The 20,232-nt window shown below is 63.8% G+C and carries 19 protein-coding genes; 13 read left to right on the top strand and 6 right to left on the bottom strand.

Translation table 11 applies throughout. The features are described 5' to 3' along the window. Positions 1–49 precede the first annotated feature (49 nt). The 7 genes from OCT39_RS05100 to OCT39_RS05130 all read left to right on the top strand — a co-directional run bounded on the left by OCT39_RS05100 (position 50) and on the right by OCT39_RS05130 (position 7,598). On the top strand, positions 50–847 hold the full coding sequence (locus OCT39_RS05100; protein ID WP_263586609.1) for an HAD family hydrolase: 798 nt from the start codon (positions 50–52) through the stop codon (positions 845–847). A 103-nt stretch (positions 848–950) separates the two neighbouring features. Next, positions 951–1,673: a response regulator gene (locus OCT39_RS05105; RefSeq protein WP_263586610.1), complete on the top strand. Its 723-nt coding sequence runs from the start codon at positions 951–953 to the stop codon at positions 1,671–1,673. Next, complete coding sequence (locus tag OCT39_RS05110; protein ID WP_263586611.1) at positions 1,673–3,142, top strand: ATP-binding protein; 1,470 nt, start codon at positions 1,673–1,675, stop codon at positions 3,140–3,142. The genes OCT39_RS05105 and OCT39_RS05110 overlap by 1 nt, the downstream gene beginning before the upstream one ends. Positions 3,143–3,305: 163 nt before the next feature. Next, complete coding sequence (locus OCT39_RS05115) at positions 3,306–4,592, top strand: ABC transporter substrate-binding protein (RefSeq protein ID WP_263586612.1); 1,287 nt, start codon at positions 3,306–3,308, stop codon at positions 4,590–4,592. Between the two features lie 62 nt (positions 4,593–4,654). Continuing rightward, positions 4,655–5,569, top strand: a complete 915-nt coding sequence (locus OCT39_RS05120) for a carbohydrate ABC transporter permease (RefSeq protein WP_263586613.1) — start codon at positions 4,655–4,657, stop codon at positions 5,567–5,569. After that, entirely contained in the window at positions 5,562–6,440 is an 879-nt protein-coding gene (locus OCT39_RS05125; RefSeq protein WP_263586614.1) for a carbohydrate ABC transporter permease, read from the top strand. Before OCT39_RS05120 ends, OCT39_RS05125 begins: the two co-directional genes overlap by 8 nt. Before the next feature lie 36 nt (positions 6,441–6,476). After that, the gene (locus OCT39_RS05130) at positions 6,477–7,598 is read left to right on the top strand and encodes an ABC transporter ATP-binding protein (protein WP_263586615.1); all 1,122 of its coding nucleotides are present in this window, start codon (positions 6,477–6,479) and stop codon (positions 7,596–7,598) included. Between the two features lie 29 nt (positions 7,599–7,627). Here OCT39_RS05130 and OCT39_RS05135 read toward each other — a convergent pair whose 3' ends face one another. The 3 genes from OCT39_RS05135 to OCT39_RS05145 form a co-directional block, all read right to left on the bottom strand. Continuing rightward, a complete protein-coding gene (locus tag OCT39_RS05135) occupies positions 7,628–8,653 on the bottom strand; it encodes a YcjF family protein (RefSeq protein ID WP_263586616.1) in 1,026 nt (341 codons plus the stop codon). Beyond that, positions 8,650–10,038 (bottom strand): YcjX family protein, encoded by a 1,389-nt coding sequence (locus tag OCT39_RS05140; protein ID WP_263586617.1) that lies wholly within the window; start codon positions 10,036–10,038, stop codon positions 8,650–8,652. The genes OCT39_RS05135 and OCT39_RS05140 overlap by 4 nt, the downstream gene beginning before the upstream one ends. An 86-nt stretch (positions 10,039–10,124) precedes the next feature. Further along, positions 10,125–10,997 (bottom strand): D-hexose-6-phosphate mutarotase, encoded by an 873-nt coding sequence (locus OCT39_RS05145; protein WP_263586618.1) that lies wholly within the window; start codon positions 10,995–10,997, stop codon positions 10,125–10,127. A 196-nt stretch (positions 10,998–11,193) separates the two neighbouring features. On the opposite strand from OCT39_RS05145, the gene OCT39_RS05150 reads away from it, so the two are divergent. The 5 genes from OCT39_RS05150 to nikR all read left to right on the top strand — a co-directional run bounded on the left by OCT39_RS05150 (position 11,194) and on the right by nikR (position 16,494). Next, a complete protein-coding gene (locus OCT39_RS05150; RefSeq protein ID WP_263586619.1) occupies positions 11,194–11,436 on the top strand; it encodes a GlsB/YeaQ/YmgE family stress response membrane protein in 243 nt (80 codons plus the stop codon). Positions 11,437–11,650: 214 nt separating this feature from the next. Continuing rightward, the gene (locus OCT39_RS05155; protein WP_263586620.1) at positions 11,651–14,113 is read left to right on the top strand and encodes a YbeU/YbeR family protein; all 2,463 of its coding nucleotides are present in this window, start codon (positions 11,651–11,653) and stop codon (positions 14,111–14,113) included. An 87-nt stretch (positions 14,114–14,200) separates the two neighbouring features. Next, positions 14,201–14,830: a C40 family peptidase gene (locus tag OCT39_RS05160; protein ID WP_263586621.1), complete on the top strand. Its 630-nt coding sequence runs from the start codon at positions 14,201–14,203 to the stop codon at positions 14,828–14,830. 61 nt (positions 14,831–14,891) lie between these two features. After that, a complete protein-coding gene (locus OCT39_RS05165) occupies positions 14,892–16,082 on the top strand; it encodes an MFS transporter (protein WP_263586622.1) in 1,191 nt (396 codons plus the stop codon). A gap of 10 nt (positions 16,083–16,092) precedes the next feature. Next, a complete protein-coding gene (gene nikR, locus OCT39_RS05170) occupies positions 16,093–16,494 on the top strand; it encodes a nickel-responsive transcriptional regulator NikR (protein WP_263586623.1) in 402 nt (133 codons plus the stop codon). Positions 16,495–16,570: 76 nt separating this feature from the next. On the opposite strand, the gene OCT39_RS05175 is transcribed toward nikR, so the two are convergent. Further along, the gene (locus tag OCT39_RS05175; protein WP_252106700.1) at positions 16,571–17,053 is read right to left on the bottom strand and encodes an FKBP-type peptidyl-prolyl cis-trans isomerase; all 483 of its coding nucleotides are present in this window, start codon (positions 17,051–17,053) and stop codon (positions 16,571–16,573) included. Positions 17,054–17,234: 181 nt separating this feature from the next. Here OCT39_RS05175 and OCT39_RS05180 point away from each other — a divergent pair, with 181 nt between their 5' ends. Further along, positions 17,235–17,516 carry a hypothetical protein gene (locus OCT39_RS05180; RefSeq protein WP_263586624.1) on the top strand — a complete coding sequence of 94 codons (282 nt, stop codon included), beginning with the start codon at positions 17,235–17,237 and terminating at the stop codon, positions 17,514–17,516. Between the two features lie 104 nt (positions 17,517–17,620). On the opposite strand, the gene OCT39_RS05185 is transcribed toward OCT39_RS05180, so the two are convergent. Together OCT39_RS05185 and OCT39_RS05190 are read right to left on the bottom strand one after the other, a co-directional pair. Continuing rightward, positions 17,621–18,088 carry a glycine zipper 2TM domain-containing protein gene (locus tag OCT39_RS05185; RefSeq protein WP_263586625.1) on the bottom strand — a complete coding sequence of 156 codons (468 nt, stop codon included), beginning with the start codon at positions 18,086–18,088 and terminating at the stop codon, positions 17,621–17,623. Between the two features lie 347 nt (positions 18,089–18,435). Then, positions 18,436–20,031 (bottom strand): isocitrate lyase, encoded by a 1,596-nt coding sequence (locus OCT39_RS05190; protein WP_263586626.1) that lies wholly within the window; start codon positions 20,029–20,031, stop codon positions 18,436–18,438. Positions 20,032–20,232: the final 201 nt, after the last annotated feature.

The raw sequence follows: 20,232 nt of genomic DNA on the forward strand, positions 1-20,232 counted from the left end.
GAAAAACCTGACCAAGTCCCTCGTTAACGCCCTCGACCAAGGAGCCACCATGACCCCCCGGCTGATTGTTTCCGACCTGGATGGAACGCTTTTGGGAAGTGATCACGTGCTGCACGAAAGCACCATTGAGGTGCTGCGCGCGCTCACCGAGCAGGGCCACCAGCTCACGCTCGCCTCCGGGCGCCACTACCGCGACATGAAGGTGTTTCGCGACGAGCTGGGCGTACCGATGCATCTGATCAGCAGCAACGGCGCCTACACCCACGCCCCGGACGACACCCTGCTCGCGGCCCACCACGTCGACCCGGAAAAGGCGCGGGCGCTGATCGAACTCGAGCGCCCGGCCAACGTGCGCTTGAGCCTTTATCTGGACGACGCCTGGTATATCGATTCCGAGTCGCCGGGGCATTTGGCGATGCACGCCGCGACCGGCTTCGTCTATCAGGTGGTTCCGGCAAGCGAGATGCCGGTCAACGGCATCGGCAAGGTGCTGTACGGCGGCGACCCATTAGAGCTCGCCCGCATCGAGGCAAGCGTTCGCCAGATCGGCGGGGATGACTTGCACGTCACCTACTCGACGCCGAATTCGCTCGAGATCATGGCCGGTGGGGTGAACAAGGGCGTCGCGCTTGCCGCACTGCTCGAGCGCCTGAACCTGCGCGCCGAGGAGTGCCTCGCCTTTGGTGACAATCTGAACGACGTGGAGATGCTCGCGCTCGCCGGCGAGGCGCATTACATGGCCAACGCCCACCCGGAGATGGCCGGGCGGCTGGGGCGCGGGCGCCAGATCGGCCACCACCACGAGGCGGGGGTGGCCGAGCTTCTGCGCGAGCGTTTCGGGCTTTAAGGCAGGGCAGGGCGTCTACCACCTTGGTCGATAGGCGCTTGTAGCGGGCCGGGCTCTCCACCATTATCGTGGCCCAACGATAATGAGCCGGAACCCGCTTATCATGACCACCTCGAGTGACTGCATCATGGTCGTCGACGATGACCCGGAGATCCGCGAGCTGCTGGCGGATTATCTGGGCCGCCACGGTTTCCAGGTAGAGACCGCCGACGGGGCCGATTCGCTGCTCAAAACGCTTGCGACGAGCACGCCGAATCTTTTGATCCTGGACGTGATGATGCCCGGCGACGACGGCTTCGCCATTTGCCGCCGCCTGCGCCGCCAGGGGGATCTGCCGATCATCATGCTCACCGCCAGTAGCGACGATACCGACCGCATTCTGGGGCTCGAGCTCGGCGCCGACGACTACGTCGCCAAGCCGTTCAACCCGCGCGAGCTTTTGGCGCGCATCAAGGCGGTGCTGCGTCGCGCCCACGCCCCGGCGCCGGCCAGCGTCAAAGACGCCCGGGTGGTGCGCTTTGGCGCCTGGCAGCTTGATCGCACCACCCGCGAGCTGACCGACGAGCGCGGCGCCCAGGTTGCGCTCTCCGGCGCCGACTTTCAGCTTCTACAGGTGTTTCTCGAGCGCCCGGCGACGGTGATCACCCGCGACGATCTTTACACGCTCACCCGAGGGCGCGATGCGCCGCCGCTGGATCGCTCCATCGACGTTCACGTCTGCCGGCTGCGCCAGCGCCTGGGCGAGGATGCCCAGCACTCCCAGCTGATTCGTACCGTGCGCGGGGCGGGCTACGTGCTCACCGCCCGGGTCGATGCCGTCGGGTGATGACGCTGAAACGACTTCTTCAACGCCTGCTTCCGGCCACGCTTCGCGGGCGCTTCGTGATCATCATGATCATTGGGGTACTAGCGGCCCAGGCGGGCAGCTACGCGCTTTGGAGCGCTCAGGTGCGCGCCAGCCAGCTCGAACAGCTCGATGAGCTATCGAACAATATGGCGCAAAGCATCGCCGCGACCATGAAGTACTTTCGCTCGCTGCCGGTGGACTATCGCCATATCGTGCTCGACCAGCTGCGCAACATGGGCGGCACGCGCTTTTTCGTCAGCGTCAACGAGCGGCGCATCCCGGTGGTCGATATCGGCGACGGCCCGGAAAAGGCGCTGGTGGTGGACAACGTCCACACCATTTTGACCCGCGAGCTCGCCATCGAGGATGTCGTCGTCGAGTTCTCGCGCCCGGACACCCTGCGCCTTTTCAATAACGAGGTGCTGCTGCATGATCTGCCGCCGCGCTGGGGCCAGCACAGCCTGTTGATGGAGCCGCTGTCGCCGCCGATTCTGGTGGTGCAGCTCGAGCTTGCGCCCAACATGTGGCTCTATGTCGCCACGCTGCTCGGCGTGCCGGATATTTTCAGCGCCCGTGCCTGGCTTTCCGAGGAGCGCCTGCTGGTGGGGGTGCTGGTGTTGATCAGCGTACTGGGGCTCTCACTTTTAAGCATCAAAAGCGCCACCCGGCCCCTGGCGCGACTCGCGCGCGCCGCGCGGCAGCTCGGCGACGACCTGGATAGCCCGCCGCTCAAGGAGAGCGGCCCGAGAGAAGTCGCCGCGACGGCGGCGGCGTTCAACCGTATGCAGCGGCGCATACGCGAGCAGGTCGAGGAGCGCGAGCGGCTCTTTTCGGCGATCTCCCACGATTTGAAAACCCCGATTACCCGGATGCGCCTTCGCGCCGAAATGCTCGACGACCCCCGCCAGCGTGAGCGCTTTTGCGCTTCGCTCGACGAGCTTTCCGAGTTGGTGAAGGGAGCGCTGGCCTCGGTCAAAGGGCTCGACCTGCACGAGGAGCCGGCGGCCACGGATATCAGGGCGCTGGCGCTTCATCTCGCTTCGGAGCTTCGTTTGCAGGGTGGCGATGTCGAGATCACCGGCCAGGCCGAGCCTTTGGTGGTCAAACCGCTGGCGATCAAGCGCTGTCTTTCGAACCTATTGGAGAACGCGGTGTTTTACGGCCAGCACGCCCGAGTCGAGATCATCGACGCCCCGCAGCGCGTGACGCTTTGCATTCGCGATGCCGGCCCCGGCATCGAGGAGTCACAGCTTGACCGGGTCTTTTCGCCGTTCGTGCGCCTGGAAGCCTCGCGCAGCCGCCACACCGGCGGCAGCGGCTTGGGCCTCGGCATCGCCCGCCACATCGCCCGCGCTCACGGCGGCGATATCACGCTTGCCAATCATCCTGCCGGCGGGCTCGTCGCCACGCTGACGCTTGCCCGTCAGGCCAATGTTACCGGCTTGTAATAAAGCGCCAACACTTTGTAGGAAAGCGATACTCCCGTTTGCCTGCCCGGCGGCGTACCCTCACGTAAAGGGCACGCTCGAATTTGGCCCTCGATGTCGAACGTCTTATAACAGTCGATCCGCGCCGCCTCAGGCGCCGACAATAACAACGCCAGGAGCCACCATGTCCACGCTGCGTCTACCTACTTTGCCTCTACCGACTTTGCGTCAATCTGCCCTCGGCCTTGCGCTTTCGATGGCCGCCACCACCTCGGCCCAGGCAAGCGATGTCGAAGTCCTCCACTGGTGGACCTCCGGCGGCGAGGCCCGCGCGGCCAACGTGCTCAAGGAGCTTCTCGAGGCCGAAGGCTACGGCTGGGAAGATTTCGCCGTGGCCGGTGGTGGCGGTGAAACCGCAATGACCGTACTGAAATCCCGCGCCATGTCTGGCAACCCGCCGTCGGCGGCCCAGATCAAGGGGCCGGAAATTCAGGAATGGGGCGAGCTCGGACTTCTGGGCGATCTCGACGACGTCGCCGCCGAGGAGAACTGGGACGCGCTGCTGCCCGAGGTGGTCGCCAATATCATGCGCTTCGACGGTCATTACGTGGCAGTGCCGGCCAACGTTCACCGGGTCAACTGGCTGTGGGCCAACCCGGACGTGCTGGACGCCGCCGGGGTCGAAATGCCCACGACGCTCGACGAGCTGTTCTCCGCTGGCGAGGCGATTCGCGAGGCGGGCTTTATCCCGCTTGCCCACGGCGGCCAGGCCTGGCAGGACGCCACGATTTTTGAGAGCGTGGTGCTGGGAAGCCAGGGGGTGGATTTCTACCGCCAGTCGCTGGTCGAGCTCGACCCCGAGGCGCTTGGAAGCGAGCAAATGATCGAGGCACTGGAGACCTTCAAACGCCTGCGCGAGCTGATGGACGAGGGTATGCCCGGGCGTGACTGGAACATCGCGACCAATATGGTGATCGAGGGCGAGGCCGGCTTTCAGCTGATGGGCGACTGGGCCAAGGGCGAGTTCACCGCCGCCGGGCTTACTGCTGGCGAAGACTACCTGTGCGCCGCAGCGCCTGGCAGTGAAGACGCTTTCTCGTTCAACATCGATAGCCTCGCCATGTTCCGCGTCAGCGACGACGGCGAACGCGAGGCCCAGCAGGCGCTGGCGCGGCTGGTACTCGAACCCACCTTCCAGGAAGCCTTCAACCTGGCCAAGGGCTCGATTCCCGCCCGCCCGGATCTCGACATGAGCGAGTTCGACAGCTGCGCCGAGCAATCGCTGGCGGATTTTCAGCGCACCGCCGAAACCGGTGGCCTGGTGCCCAGCATGTCCCACGGCATGGCCGTGCGCGCCGATGTGCAGGGCGCGATCTTCGATGTGGTGACCAACTACTTCAATGACGCCAACATGCCCGCCGATCAGGCTGCCGAGCGCCTGGTGAGTGCCGCTCAGATGGCCTCGTTCTAAACGTTTTTTGATCTTCGCGCCGCCGCCCGGCGGCGCGCCTTGCTGACCGGCGAGATTTCCCCATGACACACTCGATTTCACCGAAGGCCCGGCGGCCGACGGCGTCCGGCCGACTGCAGGCGTGGCTGCCGCGGCTGGTGCTGGCGCCTTCGGCGGCCGTGATTCTGTTCTTCGTCTACGGCTTCATGCTCTGGACGTTCGTGCTGTCGCTGACCAGCTCGCGCATGCTGCCAAGCTACGACTTCGTCGGCTTCGGGCAGTACGCGCGGCTGATGGCCAACGACCGCTGGTGGGTCGCCTCCACCAACCTGATGATCTTTGGCGCGCTGTTCGTCGCGGTGTGCCTGGTGATTGGTGCGTTGCTGGCCATTTTGCTCGACCAGAAAATCCGTCAGGAGGGGGCGCTACGCACCGTCTATCTCTACCCGATGGCGCTGTCGTTCATCGTCACCGGGGTGGTGTGGAAGTGGCTTTTGAACCCGCAGCTCGGCATCGAGGCAATGGTGCAGGGCTGGGGCTTCGAGTCGTTTCGCTTTGATTGGATCGTCGATCCGAACATGGCGATCTATACGCTGGTGATCGCCGCGGTATGGCAGGCCTCGGGCTTCGTAATGGCGCTGTTTCTGGCCGGGCTTCGAGGCATCGACGACAGCATCGTCAAGGCCGCCCAGCTCGACGGGGCGAGCCTTCCGCGCATTTACTGGCGGGTGGTGATGCCGTGTCTGCGCCCAGTGGTGTTCAGCGCGGTGATGATTCTGGCCCATATCGCGATCAAGAGCTTCGATCTGGTGGTGGCGTTGACCGGAGGTGGCCCGGGCTACGCCTCGGATCTGCCCGCAACCTTCATGTACACCCACGCCTTCAACCGCGCCCAGATCGGGCTGGGCTCCGCCAGCGCCATGCTAATGCTGGGCGGGGTGCTGGCGATTCTGATTCCCTATCTCTATTCGGAACTGAGGAGCCGCCGCCATGGGTGATGCCATTCGCCGCCAAACCATCGGCGCGCGCCTTTCGCGCAGCGCGCTTTACGCCGTTTTGATTCTGGCCGCACTTTTCTACGCGCTGCCGCTTCTGATCATGCTGATCACTTCAATCAAGCCGCTGGACGAGATCACCGCCGGCTCGCTTTTGGCGCTTCCGCAAAACCCAACGCTCGCCCCCTGGACCAAAGCCTGGGGTGAGGCGTGTACCGGCATGCGCTGCGAGGGAGTGGGGGGCTACTTCTGGAACTCGTTTGCCATCGTGATTCCCGCGGTGCTGATCTCGACCACACTCGGCGCGCTCAACGGCTACGCCTTGACCAAGTGGCGCTTCAAGGGCGCGGAGGTCGTGTTCGCCCTGATGCTCTTTGGCTGCTTCATTCCGTTTCAGGTGGTGCTGCTTCCCATGGCGCAGACGCTTGGCTGGCTGGGGCTTTCAAGCTCCCGGGCGGGGCTGGTGCTGGTGCACGTGGTGTTCGGCATCGCCTTCACGACGCTTTTTTTCCGCAACTTCTACGTCGGCATTCCCGATGAGCTGGTGTCGGCGGCGAAGCTCGACGGTGCCGGGTTCTTTCGCATCTTCTGGCGCATTCTGCTGCCGGTGTCGGCGCCGATCATCGTGGTATCGATCATCTGGCAGTTCACCCAGATCTGGAACGACTTTCTGTTCGGCGTGGCGTTTTCGGGCCACGACACCCAGCCGGTGACGGTCGCGCTCAACAACCTGGTGAACACCTCGACCGGGGTTACCGAGTACAACGTCAATATGGCGGCGGCGATGATTGCCGCACTGCCGACGCTGGTGGTCTACGTGCTGGCGGGCAAGTACTTCGTGCGCGGATTGACCGCCGGTTCGGTCAAGGGCTAACGGCCAATCTTCAACAATAATCACGGGAACGTATTTATGGCAGCGCTTGAAATCGACCAAATACGCAAGGAGTTCGGCCGCGAGCGGGTGCTCAAGGACGTGAGCCTTTCCATCGAGTCGGGACAGTTTCTGATACTGGTGGGGCCGTCCGGCTGTGGCAAGTCAACGCTCATGAACGCCATTGCCGGGCTCGAGCCGGTGACCAGCGGGCACATCCGCATCGACGGCGAGGACGTGACCGGGCGCACCCCCGCCGAGCGGGATATCGCCATGGTGTTCCAGTCCTACGCGCTCTACCCGAGCATGACGGTGCGCCAGAACATCAGCTTCGGTCTTGAGATGCGCAAGGTGCCGAAGGCCGAGCGCACCCAGGCGGTGGAGCGGGTGGCCGATCTTCTGCAGATCTCGCACCTTCTGGAGCGCAAGCCCGCCCAACTCTCCGGCGGGCAGCGCCAGCGGGTGGCGATGGGGCGGGCGCTGGCGCGTGAGCCGAAGGTATATCTGTTCGACGAGCCGCTGTCGAACCTGGACGCCAAGCTGCGCGTGGATATGCGCACCGAGATCAAGAAGCTCCACCAGCGCCTGGGCACCACCATCGTTTACGTCACCCACGACCAGGTCGAGGCGATGACGCTGGCGGACAAGATCGCGGTGATGCGTGACGGGCACATCCTGCAGCTGGGCTCGCCTGACGAGGTCTATAACGACCCGGTGGACATGTTCGTGGCGGGCTTTATGGGCTCACCCTCGATGAACTTCATTAGCGCCACGCTCGAGCAACAAGATGGCGGAATTCAACTGCGTATCGAGACCCCGAGCGAGGAGCGCCTGACGCTCCCCTGGCCCGCGGCGCGGACAACCGAAGCGCTTGCCGAGCGGATCGGTAAAACGGTGATTCTCGGCCTGCGCCCGGAGCATTTCAGCGAGGAGGACGCGCGCCTCGGCGCCCAGGCAGAGGGCACGCCAATGGCGGCGACGGTCAGCGTGGTCGAGCCGACCGGGGCGGACATTCTGCTGCGCCTGCCGCTGGGCGAAGAGGAAGTCACCGCCCGAGTCGGCCCCAAGTGCAAGGTTGCCCCGGGGGATCGGCTGGCGCTTCGAGTCGACATGAGCCGGGCGGTCATGTTCGACGCCGACAGCGAACAGCGCATCGCCTGACGCGGTCGTCCTTGCCAAGCGGTCAGCGGTCAGCGGTCAGCGCGCGGGGCGGGCTCCTTGTCGGCCCGTTTGAGTTGGCGCCAAAGCGACTGGCGCAGATCGGAGAGCTGGGGCTGCTCTTCGGCGCTGAACGCCAGCGGCCGGCACAGGCGCTGGGCGCGAAGCCCCAGGCGGGCGCTCAAGAGCCCGGTGGCCAAGCCCTGACCGGCGCGCGTTGATAGCCTGGCGGTCAAGTCGAGCGAGAGCATGTCCATGCTGACATCGGAGGCAAGCTCGGTGGCGCCGGCGAAGGCCATGTTGTGCAGGACGTTGCGAAACAGGCGCAGGCGACTGGCGTAGCCAAGCTCCAGCCCGTAAAGCCGGCAGAGCCGGTCGACCATGGCGAGGCTTCGCCAAGCGACCAGCGCCATGTCCACCAGCGTCAGCGGGCTGATCGCCACCATCAGCGCCGTCTCACCGGACATGCGCGTGATCAGCTGCTGCGCGCGGCGATCCCGGGGCGCGAGCAGGTGATAGCAAAGCAGTGTTTGTACCTCCGCGCCGCTGTGGTGCGGCTGGCAGGCGCGCGTGAATGCCTGCCAGTGCGGGTCGTCGTCACTGAGCTTGAGCTGGACTTTCAGCTTCTCGGCAAGCGCCTTCGACTGCTCGAAAGAGCAGTGGGGGAGCGTGGCCAGCTCCTCGCGCAGGTGGTCGTGGCGCTTGAGGCGCTTGAGCCGTCCAAGCTCCTTGACCAGCGACGCGCCGCCCAGCGTGATCAGCCCCAAACCAAACGCCTGCCAGGCCACGCTTAGCCAGGCCGAGCCCTCGATGGCGTCGGGAATGCCGGTGGCGAACTCGGCGGCCCCCAGCCCGCCTGCACCGATCAGCGCGAACATCAACCCCCAACGGCGCTTGCGCGGCGCGCCGAGGTTAGCCTCGGGCAGGGCGCGGGCCTCGGGCTCGGTCAACGGGTGGTCCTCGCGCAGCGGGTCGAAGCGCTCGTGGGTGCGCAGCGGCTCATCATCCAGCGGCGTGTCGTCGAGGCTGAACTGGCGGCGCGGGTTGGGGGTGGTCATTGCAGCTTGTCTCCAATCAGCCAGTCGAGGGCGGCGTCCATGCGGATGTGATCGAGCGCATCGGTGTTGCGGCTCATCGGGCGAAAGCTCGGGTAGTCGAAGCCTTGGCGCTGCCAGAACTCGGCGGTGGGCAGCCGGCTCGGCACGTCACCCGGGTAGAGCAGCACGTCCTCACCCTCGAGGGTCGTGCCTCTAAGCGCCGGGGTGCGCTTGCCGTTCTCCTGCACTTCACGGGATTGGGTCGCGCGAATGGCGGCCAGTGAAAACGCCTTGACCGGCACGTTGGCGTAGCGCAGATCCTTCAGCGGCTCGGCCAGAAGGCTCTCGAGAAGCGTGACTACGTTTGCGTGCTGATCGGGCGTGACGTGGTCCGCCTTGGTCGCGGCGATCGCGAGCCGGTCGATTTTCGGGGCGAACATCCGCGTGAGAAGGCTGCGCTTGCCGTAGTTGAAGCTCTGCATCAGCTGGCCAAGGGCGTTCGATAAATCCTCGAAGCGCTCGGGCCCGGCGTTGAGCGCGCCCAGCACGTCGACCAGCACGATCTGGCGGTCAAAACGGCGAAAATGGTCGCGGTAGAAGGGGCGTACCACCTGCTGCTGGTAGTAGCGAAAGCGCGCCTTGAGCGTGGCGTAGAGGCTTTCATCGGGCAGCGTGTCCAGGGTCTCCTGGGGCTGAGTCAAATCCGGCAGCGGGAAAAACTGTAATACCGGTGCGTCCTCGAGCTCGCCGGGCAGCAGAAAGCGGCCCGGCTGGAGATCCGAAAAGCCTGCCTGCTTGGCGCGCTTGAGCCCGTCGGCGTACTGCTTGGAGATGCTGGCAAGCGTGGTTTCGTCGACCGGTTTGGCCGGGTCGAGCGCCTCTATCGAGGCGTACCACTCATTGAATAGCGCCCGGCGGTGCGGGCCCTGGTGCTGCGCCTGGGCCTGGCACCAGCTGTAGAAATCGTGCTGCAGAAGCGGCAGATCCAGAAGCCACTCACCGGGATAGTCGAACAGATCCAGCGTCAGCTTAGCGGTCTCCGGCGTGAACCAGCCGTTTTGCGCCGGCTTGAAGCGAAGCTCCAAGCGCAGTTCGCTGATACCTCGGGTCGGCGCCGGCCAGCGCGGCGGCGTGTCGTCGAGCGCGGCCATGCCAGGGTCATAAGGAAAGCGCGGCACGCCCAGGTCTGGCTGGTTGAGCCGCTTGGCGCCCAAAAGTCGCCCTTCCCGGGCGGCGGGCAGCAGATCGAGTTTCGCCTCGAGACCCGCGTGACGAAGCTGGTTGACCAGCGAGGTCAAAAACGCCGTTTTGCCGGCCTGAGAGAGCCCCGTGACGGCAAGTCTTAGCTGGCGGTCACGGCCGCGCTCCAACAGGTTGTTGAGCTCCCGACTTAACGGCTGGGGCATGCGAGTGGTTCCTTGCGGTGAATGATCGACAGGTGATGCTTTCAAGCTTAGCAAAGCGCTGATTAACCGGCGATTAACGGCGAGGGTTAGTCCAGACTCAGTGTCGTGCCTAACAGGTGCTGCGCGCCGGGCACCAGCCACACCGGGTCGAGGCGGGTGTTGGCAGCTTCCACGCAGACAAAGCGAAAGCCGGCCTCCTGCGGCGTGTCCGCGGGCAGGGCATCGCCCGGGTGCCACACGACGGTTGAATCGCTCGACTGCTTCGCTACGCGCAGGGTGCGCTCACCGTCACTCAGCGCAACCGCTTCGTTGGTGTGATAAATGCGATCGACCGGGCCGTGTACGGCGAGCACGCCCTGCTGCTCGGCCTCGGCGAAGTCCTTGAGCTTGTCCAGGTAGCGCGCCCCGGCCAGGCCTTCCAGGCGGCACTGGTGGGTGTGCGCCACGCCGAGATATGTATGCAGCGCGCCGCTCATCTTCACCGGCGTCTCGCCGATGTTCTCGCTGATCAGCTCGACGTTCAGACGCTGGGTGTTGGCCTGAATGACGACCCGCGCGGTGAGCAGGCTGTGAAGGCGATCAAGCGGAGAGAGGTGCACCTCGATGCCTTCGGCGTGTTCGTCCACTGCGTCGAGGCGCCACGGCGCTTGGCGGGCCAGACCGTGGAAAGGGCCGTCGCGCTCGGGTGACTCGTCGGCGTAGCGTTCATCGGCGAACCAGGGCCAGCACAGCGGAATACCGCCGCGAATGGTGTCGGGAAGCGCTGCAGGCGTCGGTGTGACCCAAAGCCAGGCGGCGCTATCGCCTTTGGGTTTGAAGTGCAGCACCTGGGCGCCTTGCAGGCTCACGACCATCTCCCCCCACGCCATGTTGAAGACGACGACCTCGCGGTCTTGCCACCGGGCGTTGGACTGACCGTCGACGTCGTCGACGAGCGTTTGCAGCGAATCGGGGATCATGGGCGTTCCTCTGGAGAATGAATAGTGGTGGTGCAGAGCGGGTAGTGGGCCGATACGCCAGTCGGTTTAAAGCCTTCACACGGCCTAAGCCGCCTTGCACATAAACCAGGCGCATCGCGGTGACTGTGTGCTATGTTAGGACAAGCGCGCCCGGTAGGTAAAACCGGCGCCTATATCGAAAAACCAGGGAGGTATTATGGGCTTTTTAGCGTGGCTTATCATTGGTGGTCTGGCTGGCTGGATCGCCGGCAACATCATGCGCGGTGGCGGCTTTGGCATCATCGCGAACATTGGCGTGGGGATCATAGGGGCGGTGATCGGCGGCTTTTTGTTCAGCCTGCTGGGACTTTCCGCCGGTGGCTTCATCGGCTCGCTGGTCACCGCGACCGTAGGCGCTGTCGTGCTCTTGTGGGTCATCAGCAAGGTACGCAAGGCGTAAGCCTGAACAAGGCCGGATAAAGGGGGCCGCTAAAGCGGCGCCCGTTCCAACCGGCGAAACGTTTCCAGACGTTTAAAAACACCGCCCCGGAGCCTGCTCCGGGGCGGTGTTTTTGTGTAAACCCTCAAGCGCGCTATCGGCCTGGACTGCAGTTTCCGTTACACTAGGGCGCTTTGTGCCGGCGCGTTGCCGAGTGTCGTTTTCGAGGTGTCTTTTGTCCGATGCATTAACCGCCTGGTGGGCCCAACAGCTTTTGCTGTGCGACGGGGTGCCCACCGCGCATCCTTTAGCGCTGGATAGCGTACAAGCCGAAAAACGGCTCAAGGCACTGGGTATTTCCCACCGCGGCGAGCTGGTGGAGACGTTTTTTCACGGGCTGGGGGCAACGAGCGCCCCGGCATACCATCTGCTGGGCGCACTCGAGTACAGCGCGCTGGCTGGCGCCGCCGGCTGGATTACACAAGCGCAGGCCTGTACCTGGGCGCACCACGTCATGCGCCGGATCGGCGGCGAGTATCACGACCTGCGCAGCTGGCTTCGCGATTTGCGCCTGGCGTTTGGCGAGCGTGCCTCCAGGCGCGCCCACGAGCGTTTTCTGGACGCCTGCCAAACGCTGACCCAACGCGAAAAAGAGGCGGACACGGTCAGTTGGGAAGCGTTCGAGCAGGCGCTTGTAAAGGCGCCGGCCCCGAATGCACTCTGGCCCCAAGCGCCGGGCACTCGGCCCTGGCGGCTCGGCGCGCTGTTTCATCCGGTGATGTGCTACCCGGCCACCCCAGGCGACTGGCCCGAGGCGCGCCAGTGGCTCTCGCGGGTATGGCAGGTCGACGATCGCGACCAACTGTTGGGTGTGGTGCTCTGGCTCAGCGCCCAGGGCGATCGCCAGCGCTGGGATATCGAAGCCCGGGAGCTGCTCGAAATGGACCAGGCACAGCGCCTGGAGTGGCAGCGCGGCGCCGACGACGACTCCGCCTATGCGCCGGTGCTGGTGCAGTTCGTCAGCCAGAACGAGCCCTTCGACTGGGCTGGCTGGGACTGGCTGCGCATCGTCGAACTCGCCTGGGCCGGGGCCTGTAGCGGGCTGTTGAGCCAGGCCGAGGCGGACGACATCGCCGCCCACAGCGCCGATTTGATTGGCCAGCGCTATGGCGATTGGCCGGCGCTACTGGCCGCTTATCGGCGTGGTCAGAGCCTGTTCGAGGGCATCGATCGGCGCGACATGACCCCGGGGGCCCATGCTACGCTGCTGCTGAAGGCGGCCTGCAGCCCTTGGGACATCGCCCCCAACGCGCTGCTGGATAGTGCCACCCAAAGCGCCTCGCGCACGCGCATCAAGGGCTTTCGCGCCAGCGGCCACCACTGGCTGCTGGCGCTGGCGAGCGTGCGCGAACCCGACGCGCTGCTGCGCCAGGTCGACCCGGGTGCCTTCATGGGCGAGAAGCGTCGCGCTGATGCCGCGCTCTATTTGCAGGACGCGCTGTCGCTGCACGCCGACGAGGGCGCCGGGGCGCTTGAGCGCTACTGGCTGCCCGCCCAGGCGCACCACCTGAACCAGCTCGCCGCCGACGCCGTGCACGGCGTCATGCCGCCGGCGCAAACCCTCTTTGGCCGCCCGAGCGTCGACGACGCCCGCCAGCTTCAAAGCCTCAAGGGCGTCAGCCGCCACGCCGCGACCATTCACATGGCCGAGAAGTTCGCTTTCTATCTTTACATGGCCTTTGATAGCCACCTGTTCGAAAGCAAGGCGCTGACCGAGTACGCCGACGCTCTCAAGAGCTGCCTGTGCCGCTTTTATCCCTCGCCCAAACACCTGCTGGAAGCCTGGTTCGCCTGGGAAGGGTGTTTGCCGGAGCCCGAGCACGACTCGCTGATCGGCGAGATCGCCTGGCATCTGGACGACCCGGGCAGTCTTTTCTACTGGCTGGACTGGCACCCGGGGAGCTGGCGCGAGCCCGGCGAGCGGCCAAGCCTTACCCACTTCACCGCCATGGCGCTGGTCGGCCCGCTCAATAGCGCCGTGTGGAGCGAGCCTCAGATCGAGAGTGAGCGCGAAAAGGCCTCGATTCGCGAGTGGGTCGATACCCACTACCACCTGTCGAGCGCTGCCGACATGCAGGATTTTCTCGGCTTCATGCTCGAGTCCGGTGATCGTCAGGAGTACCAGATCAACTACGCGCCCTATACCCTGAACCCGGAGCGGCTCGAAAGCGAGATCGCCATTCTGGAGTCCGGCGAGTGCGTGGAGGAGGAGCGCCACCACCTTCTGCGCCTTCGCCGGGTGCGTGACAACGAGGACGGCTGCAACGATGTCGACATGGCCGCCTGGGACATCGCCCAGCTCATGGATCTGGCGATCGCCGGGCGCCAGCTTGGGTGGCTCGACCGGGACGCCTTCAACCGCACGCTGGACCGCGCCTATCAGCTCGCCGATACCCACTACGCGGGCTGGCAGGAGTACGCGGCGGGCATGTACGCTGGCTTCTCCTTTTTCATGGGCGAAACCCCGGAGCGCGAGGAGTTTCTGGCGGGCTTTCGCCAAGCCATGGTCGCCTGGCTCAGCGGCGCGCCGATTCTTGCCGGCCCCTGGACCAGCCTGGATTTTCCCGGCACCCGCCCGCGCCACTTTGCGCCGCTGCATATCGATACGCTCCCGGGGGACCAGCGGATATTACATTGAGGCTCGCCAAAGGGCCTGTAATTGGCTTATAGTCCTTGGCTAGAAAAAAAGCTTGGTTTCGGGTCATTAATTCAAGGGGTTGTTTGCATGGTTTCGTTGCCACACTGGTCTGTGACAGCTGCCCGTGTAGTGGGCGCTTGTGTAATTTTTTCCTTGTTAGCAGGGTGTGCCGGTTCCCAATCCCGCCACGGTGTAGAGCCCCCGGACGACTACTTTGCCATGTCGCTTCCCGGGCTTAAAAATGGCCAGAACGCGCAAATGTCGTCCGTCGACAATCCCCTGAACTCGCTAAGCAGTGTCCAGACCCCTCCACCAATGATGATCAAGAACGCGCTGCTCGCCCAGCACGAGCGATGGTCCGGCACCCCTTACCGGATCGGCGGCACCACCCAGCGCGGGGTGGACTGCTCCGGCTTCGTTCGAAACATTTACCGCGATGCGTTCAACCGGGATCTGCCAAGATCCACCACCGATCAGGTCCACGAGGGACGCTTGATCGACCGCCAGGAGCTTCAGGCGGGCGATCTGGTCTTCTTCCGACCCCCCGGCCCCTACAACCACGTCGGCATCTACATGGGGGACGGCTACTTCATGCACGCCTCCTCCTCCCAGGGCGTGATCATTTCGAGCATGCAAAACAGCTACTGGCAGCGCTACTACTGGCAGTCGCGCCGCGCGCTGGAGCCCACGCACCTGGCAAGCCTGGGCGGTTTCTAATTCTTACGGGGATGGATGAAGCGGTGGCCAGCGGCCGGGCGTTTTCGTCGATGGACGTGCCATGATCGAGGCTAAAACCCGTGCCTGGTGGCGCGCCACGGCGGCGCTCTGCCTGGGCTCCTTTCTCGTCTTCATCAATCTTTACGTGCCCCAGCCGCTGCTGCCGGCGCTCAAGACGACGTTTGAGGTCTCCACCCTCGGCGTAAGCCTTCTGATGTCCGCCGCGACTCTGTCGTTGGCGTTTGCGCTCTTGATTTTTGGGCCGCTGTCGGACGCGATCGGCCGCGAGACGATCATGCGCGTGACGCTGGTAGCCGCCGGCGCGCTGTCGCTGCTGCTGGCCGCGGCGCCCAATTTCGAGACGCTACTGCTACTAAGGCTCATTCAAGGCTTCGTGCTCGGCGGGCTGCCGGCGGTGGCCATCGCCTGGATGGGTGACGAGTTCGACAAGCCGGCGCTTTTGAGCGCCGTGGGGCTCTATATCGGCGCCAACTCCTTGGGCGGCATCAGCGGGCGCGTGGTCGGCGGCTTCGCCGCGACGCTTGGCGGCGAGGCCGCGGCGTTTTTGACGGTCGGGACGATGACGCTACTGGGCTGTCTGCTTTTTTGGCGGCTGTTACCCAATAGCAAGGCATTCGTGCCCAAGCCCTTCGAGCTTCGCCAGGCGCTGCGGGATTTGGCCGGCCATCTTCGCACGCCGGTGCTGCTGGCCGCCTACGTGCTGGGAGGGCTCAACTTTCTTATATTCATCAACCAGTACAGCTACATCACCTTTCGCTTGGCGGCGCCACCTTATCAGCTCGCCGCCGGCGCCCTGGGGCTGATCTTTCTGACCTATCTCGGCGGCACCTTCGGCTCGACGGTATCGGGGCGGCTGGCGCAGCGCTTTTCGCCGGCACGTTGCATGGGCGCGGGTATTCTCATTTTGATGCTGGGCACCGGAGTGACGCTCTTATCGCCGCTGTGGCTAGTGATGCTGGGGCTATTGATCAACGCCTTTGGCTTTTTTCTTTGCCACTCGCTGGCCTCGGGCTGGGTAGGGCGCTACGCTCAGGGCGCGCGCGGCAGCGCCTCGGCGCTCTATCTGGTGTTTTACTACCTGGGGGCGAGCGTCGGCGGGTTCTGGCTCGAGCCGTTTTGGCGCTGGGCGCAGTGGTCGGGCGTGGCGGTTGGCTCCTGGCTGCTGCTGGGCGTTACCTTTTTCATTGCGCTTGGCCTTTACCGGTTCGAGCGACGCGAAAACCAGCGATAGAGAGACCTGTATGCAGCGAGTAACGCTCACTCTGGACGACGACCTGGTCAGGGACGTGGATGCGCTCATGCATGCACGGGGCTACCAGAACCGCTCCGAGGCGATTCGCGATCTAGCGCGAAGCGGGCTCAACCGGCTCAAGGCCGAGGCGACGCCGGAGGCGACCTATATGGGCGCGCTCGTCTATGTCTATGATCACGGCGCTCGCGAGCTTTCTAAGCGCCTGACGCGCCACTCCCACGACCATCATGATCTGACGCTCTCGACGCTTCACGTGCATATCAATGCCGACAGCTGCCTGGAAGTGGCGCTCTTGAAAGGCAGCGGCCAGGCGCTGCAGCAGTTTTCCGACGAAGTGACCTCGTCGCGCAGTGTGCGCCACGGCCAGCTGGTGCTGATTCCGGAAGTCTGAGCAAGTAGCTTTGAGTAGACGCAAAAAGGGCGGCCCGAGGGCCGCCCTTTACACTGTCGAGTCAGGTGGGAAGAGCTTAGTGCTCGACGCCGCCTTCGCCGTGTACATGACCGTGCTCGACTTCTTCCTGGCTTGCTTCGCGGACGTTGGCGATTTCAACGTCGAAGTTCAGGTGCTGGCCGGCCAGCGGGTGGTTGCCGTCGACAACGACCGTGTCACCCTCGACCTGCTTGACGGTGACCATCAGCGGGCCGCCTTCGGTCTGGGCCTGGAACTGCATGCCCGGCTCGACGCTTTCGACGCCCTGGAAGGCATCACGCGGCACTTCCTGCATCAGCTGCTCTTGAACTTCGCCATAACCTTCTTCCGGAGTTACCTTGACGTTCAGCTTCTCGCCTTCATTACGACCTTCGAGCTCTTTTTCGAGGCCCGGAATGATGTTGCCAGCGCCGTGCAGATAGGTCAGCGGCTCGCGGCCTTCAGAACTGTCTAGCACTTCACCTGCATCGTTGGTCAGGGTGTAGTGGAACGCGACAACCGAGTTCTGCGCAATTTGCATTGAATAACCTTTCGGTGAGTGCATGTACCGTAATGGTAACGTGTGTGAGCCCGCTTGTCAGGGGGCGCGAAGCGGTTTTTCGACCTCTCGAACAATGATCGGTATTGCGTGTCAAACAGCCCGGCGATACTCTAAGCCTCACTTTTTCGCGCTTCTTCAAACCGTTTTTCCGGGAGCTTTTATGACCACCGTCATGATTTTATGGGTTATTGCTTTTGTTCTGATTGCCTATTTCGCCTACAAGGGGTGGGACAACGGCGTCAGCGAAGGGCTGGATAAGGTACTGCCTGCCGCCTTGAAAAGCCGTGGCGAGAGCCGCTACGTCTGGATCATCGCGCTGGCCGTGCTGGGTGCGACCGCGCTGATCAACCCGGTCGAGATTCTGCTGGTCGCCATCTTGCTCGCGCTGATCGGTTTGGCCGTGGTGAAGCTCGCCAACTGGGCGAGCGGTCTGTCGCACTAATCTCGGCACGTCACATCGATTCCGGCGCAGGATTAAAGCGCCCATGCTAAAAGCCCGGCCATTGGCCGGGCTTTTGCTGTTCAGTACATACGCTGGAGAAGCGCTTAGTAGGGCGCCACGCTCAGATTGCCACCGCTACCGATCAGGCGCACTCGCTGGCCGGCCTGGAATTGGCGGTCGGCGCGCTGAACTACCACGACATCGCTGCCATCATCGCGGCGAATTTCCATTTCCAGTGCCCTGACGCGGTTGGCGCGATCCTCGATGGAGCTGCCGGCCACGGAACCCCCCAGCGCACCCGCGACGGTCGCCAATTGACGGCCGCTGCCGCCACCGACCTGGCTTCCCAGAAGGCCACCGATGATGGCGCCGCCACCGGTGCCCAGAAGGCCTCCCGCACGGCTGTCGGCCTGAATCTGAACCGGGCGAATGGCGACGATGGTGCCGTAGCTCACGCTCTGGCCGGTCTGGGCCTGGTTACCGCGGTAGACGTCGCCGGAGTAGGGGGCGGTGTTCGCACAGCCGGCCAGGGTCAAAAGACTCAGGGCGGCAACGGGTAAAAGTCGTTTCATGTAAAACCTCCAGTTCTCTCAGCGCGAGCGGCTGCTTTGAGTGTCACGGTTATCAAACGCTGTTCGTTAAAAATAACCAAAGTTACACGCTTTGACTACCCAAGGGTCAAAAAGGTCACTGAACTTTAAAAAGGTCACATTTGGCGCTTGAGTGGGCAAATCGAGCAAACAGTGTGCAGAGGCCGTGCACGCGGGCGGCGAACCTCATACGTTCGACACGACGCTTCGAGCGCGGCGACGCGTTGAGACTTTAGTTAACGCCGGCGTTTTGTGCAAGAGCTGTACAAGGGGCTTGAACGAAAGCGGCGCGCCGTGGGTGGGGGCGAGCGCGCCGCTGGGTAAGCGCCTTAGAACTGATTCATGGTGTTGTCCTTGCCTCCGGCCTTGAGCGCCGCGTCACCGTGGAAGAACTCCTTGTGGTCGTCGCCGATGTTCGAGCCGGCCATGTCCTGATGCTTGACCGTGGCGATCCCCTGGCGAATCTCCTGGCGCTGGACGCCGGCCACGTAGGCGAGCATGCCTTCCTCGCCGAAGTAGCCCTTCGCCAGATTGTCGGTGGAGAGCGCCGCCGTGTGGTAGGTGGGCAGGGTGATCAGGTGGTGGAACACGTGGGCGTCCTTCGCGGCACTGCGCTGGAAGTCGCGGGTCCAGTCGTCGGCAAGCCTGCCAAGCTCGGTGGCGTCATACTCGGCGCTCATCAGCTTGTCGCGCTCATAGGCCGATACGTCCTTGCCCTCTTTCTGCCAGGCGTCGAACACCTGCTGGCGGAAGTTGAGCGTCCAGTTGAACGACGGCGAGTTGTTGTAGACGAGCTTGGCGTCCGGCACCACCTCGCGGATACGGTCGACCATGGCTGCGATCTGGCCAACGTGGGGCTTCTCGGTTTCGATCCACAGAAGATCGGCGCCGTTTTGCAGGCTGGTGATGCAGTCGAGCACCACGCGATCCTCGCCGCTGCCGGGCTTGAACTGGTAAAGCCCTGAGGCCAGGCGCTTGGGTTTGACCAGCTTGCCGTTTTGTTTGATGACCACGTCGCCGTTCTGGATCTCCTCGGCGCTCGCGATCTCCTCGCCGTCGAGAAAGGCGTTGTACCGATCGCCCAGATCATTGGGTGCGTGGGTCACGGCGATCTTTTGCGTCAGGCCTGCGCCGAGCGAGTCGGTGCGGGCAACGATCACGCCATCGTCCACCCCAAGTTCCAAAAACGCGTAGCGAACGGCGTTGATCTTGGCGAGGAAATCCTCGTGGGGCACGGTGACCTTGCCATCCTGATGGCCACACTGCTTCTCGTCGGAGACCTGGTTTTCCAGCTGGATACAGCAGGCGCCAGCGAGGATGAACTTCTTCGCCAGCAGGTAGGTGGCCTCGGCGTTGCCAAAGCCGGCATCGATATCGGCGATGATCGGCACGATGTGGGTTTCGTGCTCGTCGATCTGGCGGGTCAGCGTTTCGATTTGACCGCGATCATCGGCCGCTTTGGCGTCGTCGAGCCGGCGAAACAGGTGGTTGAGCTCCCAGGCGTCGGCCTGCTTCAAAAAGGTGTAGAGCTCCTCGATCAGCGCGGCCACGGAGGTCTTTTCGTGCATCGACTGATCCGGCAGCGGCCCAAACTCGGAGCGCAGCGCAGCGACCATCCAGCCGGACAGGTACAGATAGCGGCGTTTGGTGGAGCCGAAGTGCTTCTTGATCGCGATCATCTTCTGCTGGCCGATGAAGCCGTGCCAGCAGCCCAGCGATTGGGTGTACTGGGCGTGGTCCTGATCGAACGCCGCCATGTCGGCGCGCATGATGGACGCGGTGTAGCGGGCGATGTCGAGCCCTGTATGAAAGCGGTTCTGGGCACGCATTCGCGCGGCGTACTCGGGCTTGATGGCGTTCCACTTGCCGCCCTGGGCTTCCTTGAGTTGAGCCATTGCCTTGATGTCGTCGAGAAGTCCTGTCATGTCGCACTCTCCGGTCATGTTCGCAGTCGGCCCCTGGGCCGCGTTTCCCGCGCCAGTCGGGGCGGGTGTGTCTTTACTATCGACAAGGTGGTGCAGCGCAGCAATTGACACTTCGGGGCAGACGTCGTCGTAGTTAAACGACACGGCATTACGCGAACGGCGCGACTGGGTCGTTTTTTTTCACCAACCATAAAAAAAGCG

Origin of the sequence: Halomonas sp. GD1P12 (genome assembly GCF_025725645.1) — a bacterium.
Lineage (GTDB): Bacteria > Pseudomonadota > Gammaproteobacteria > Pseudomonadales > Halomonadaceae > Vreelandella.

Coding starts and splice junctions, on each gene's coding strand:
- OCT39_RS05150 (WP_263586619.1), top strand. CDS start 11,194: ATGGGCTTTTTAGCGTGGCTTATCATTGGTGGTCTGGCTGGCTGGATC.
- OCT39_RS05125 (WP_263586614.1), top strand. CDS start 5,562: ATGGGTGATGCCATTCGCCGCCAAACCATCGGCGCGCGCCTTTCGCGC.
- nikR (WP_263586623.1), top strand. CDS start 16,093: ATGCAGCGAGTAACGCTCACTCTGGACGACGACCTGGTCAGGGACGTG.
- OCT39_RS05115 (WP_263586612.1), top strand. CDS start 3,306: ATGTCCACGCTGCGTCTACCTACTTTGCCTCTACCGACTTTGCGTCAA.
- OCT39_RS05135 (WP_263586616.1), bottom strand. CDS start 8,653: ATGACCACCCCCAACCCGCGCCGCCAGTTCAGCCTCGACGACACGCCG.
- OCT39_RS05130 (WP_263586615.1), top strand. CDS start 6,477: ATGGCAGCGCTTGAAATCGACCAAATACGCAAGGAGTTCGGCCGCGAG.
- OCT39_RS05185 (WP_263586625.1), bottom strand. CDS start 18,088: ATGAAACGACTTTTACCCGTTGCCGCCCTGAGTCTTTTGACCCTGGCC.
- OCT39_RS05190 (WP_263586626.1), bottom strand. CDS start 20,031: ATGACAGGACTTCTCGACGACATCAAGGCAATGGCTCAACTCAAGGAA.
- OCT39_RS05180 (WP_263586624.1), top strand. CDS start 17,235: ATGACCACCGTCATGATTTTATGGGTTATTGCTTTTGTTCTGATTGCC.
- OCT39_RS05175 (WP_252106700.1), bottom strand. CDS start 17,053: ATGCAAATTGCGCAGAACTCGGTTGTCGCGTTCCACTACACCCTGACC.
- OCT39_RS05100 (WP_263586609.1), top strand. CDS start 50: ATGACCCCCCGGCTGATTGTTTCCGACCTGGATGGAACGCTTTTGGGA.
- OCT39_RS05145 (WP_263586618.1), bottom strand. CDS start 10,997: ATGATCCCCGATTCGCTGCAAACGCTCGTCGACGACGTCGACGGTCAG.
- OCT39_RS05165 (WP_263586622.1), top strand. CDS start 14,892: ATGATCGAGGCTAAAACCCGTGCCTGGTGGCGCGCCACGGCGGCGCTC.
- OCT39_RS05140 (WP_263586617.1), bottom strand. CDS start 10,038: ATGCCCCAGCCGTTAAGTCGGGAGCTCAACAACCTGTTGGAGCGCGGC.
- OCT39_RS05160 (WP_263586621.1), top strand. CDS start 14,201: ATGGTTTCGTTGCCACACTGGTCTGTGACAGCTGCCCGTGTAGTGGGC.
- OCT39_RS05120 (WP_263586613.1), top strand. CDS start 4,655: ATGACACACTCGATTTCACCGAAGGCCCGGCGGCCGACGGCGTCCGGC.
- OCT39_RS05110 (WP_263586611.1), top strand. CDS start 1,673: ATGACGCTGAAACGACTTCTTCAACGCCTGCTTCCGGCCACGCTTCGC.
- OCT39_RS05105 (WP_263586610.1), top strand. CDS start 951: ATGACCACCTCGAGTGACTGCATCATGGTCGTCGACGATGACCCGGAG.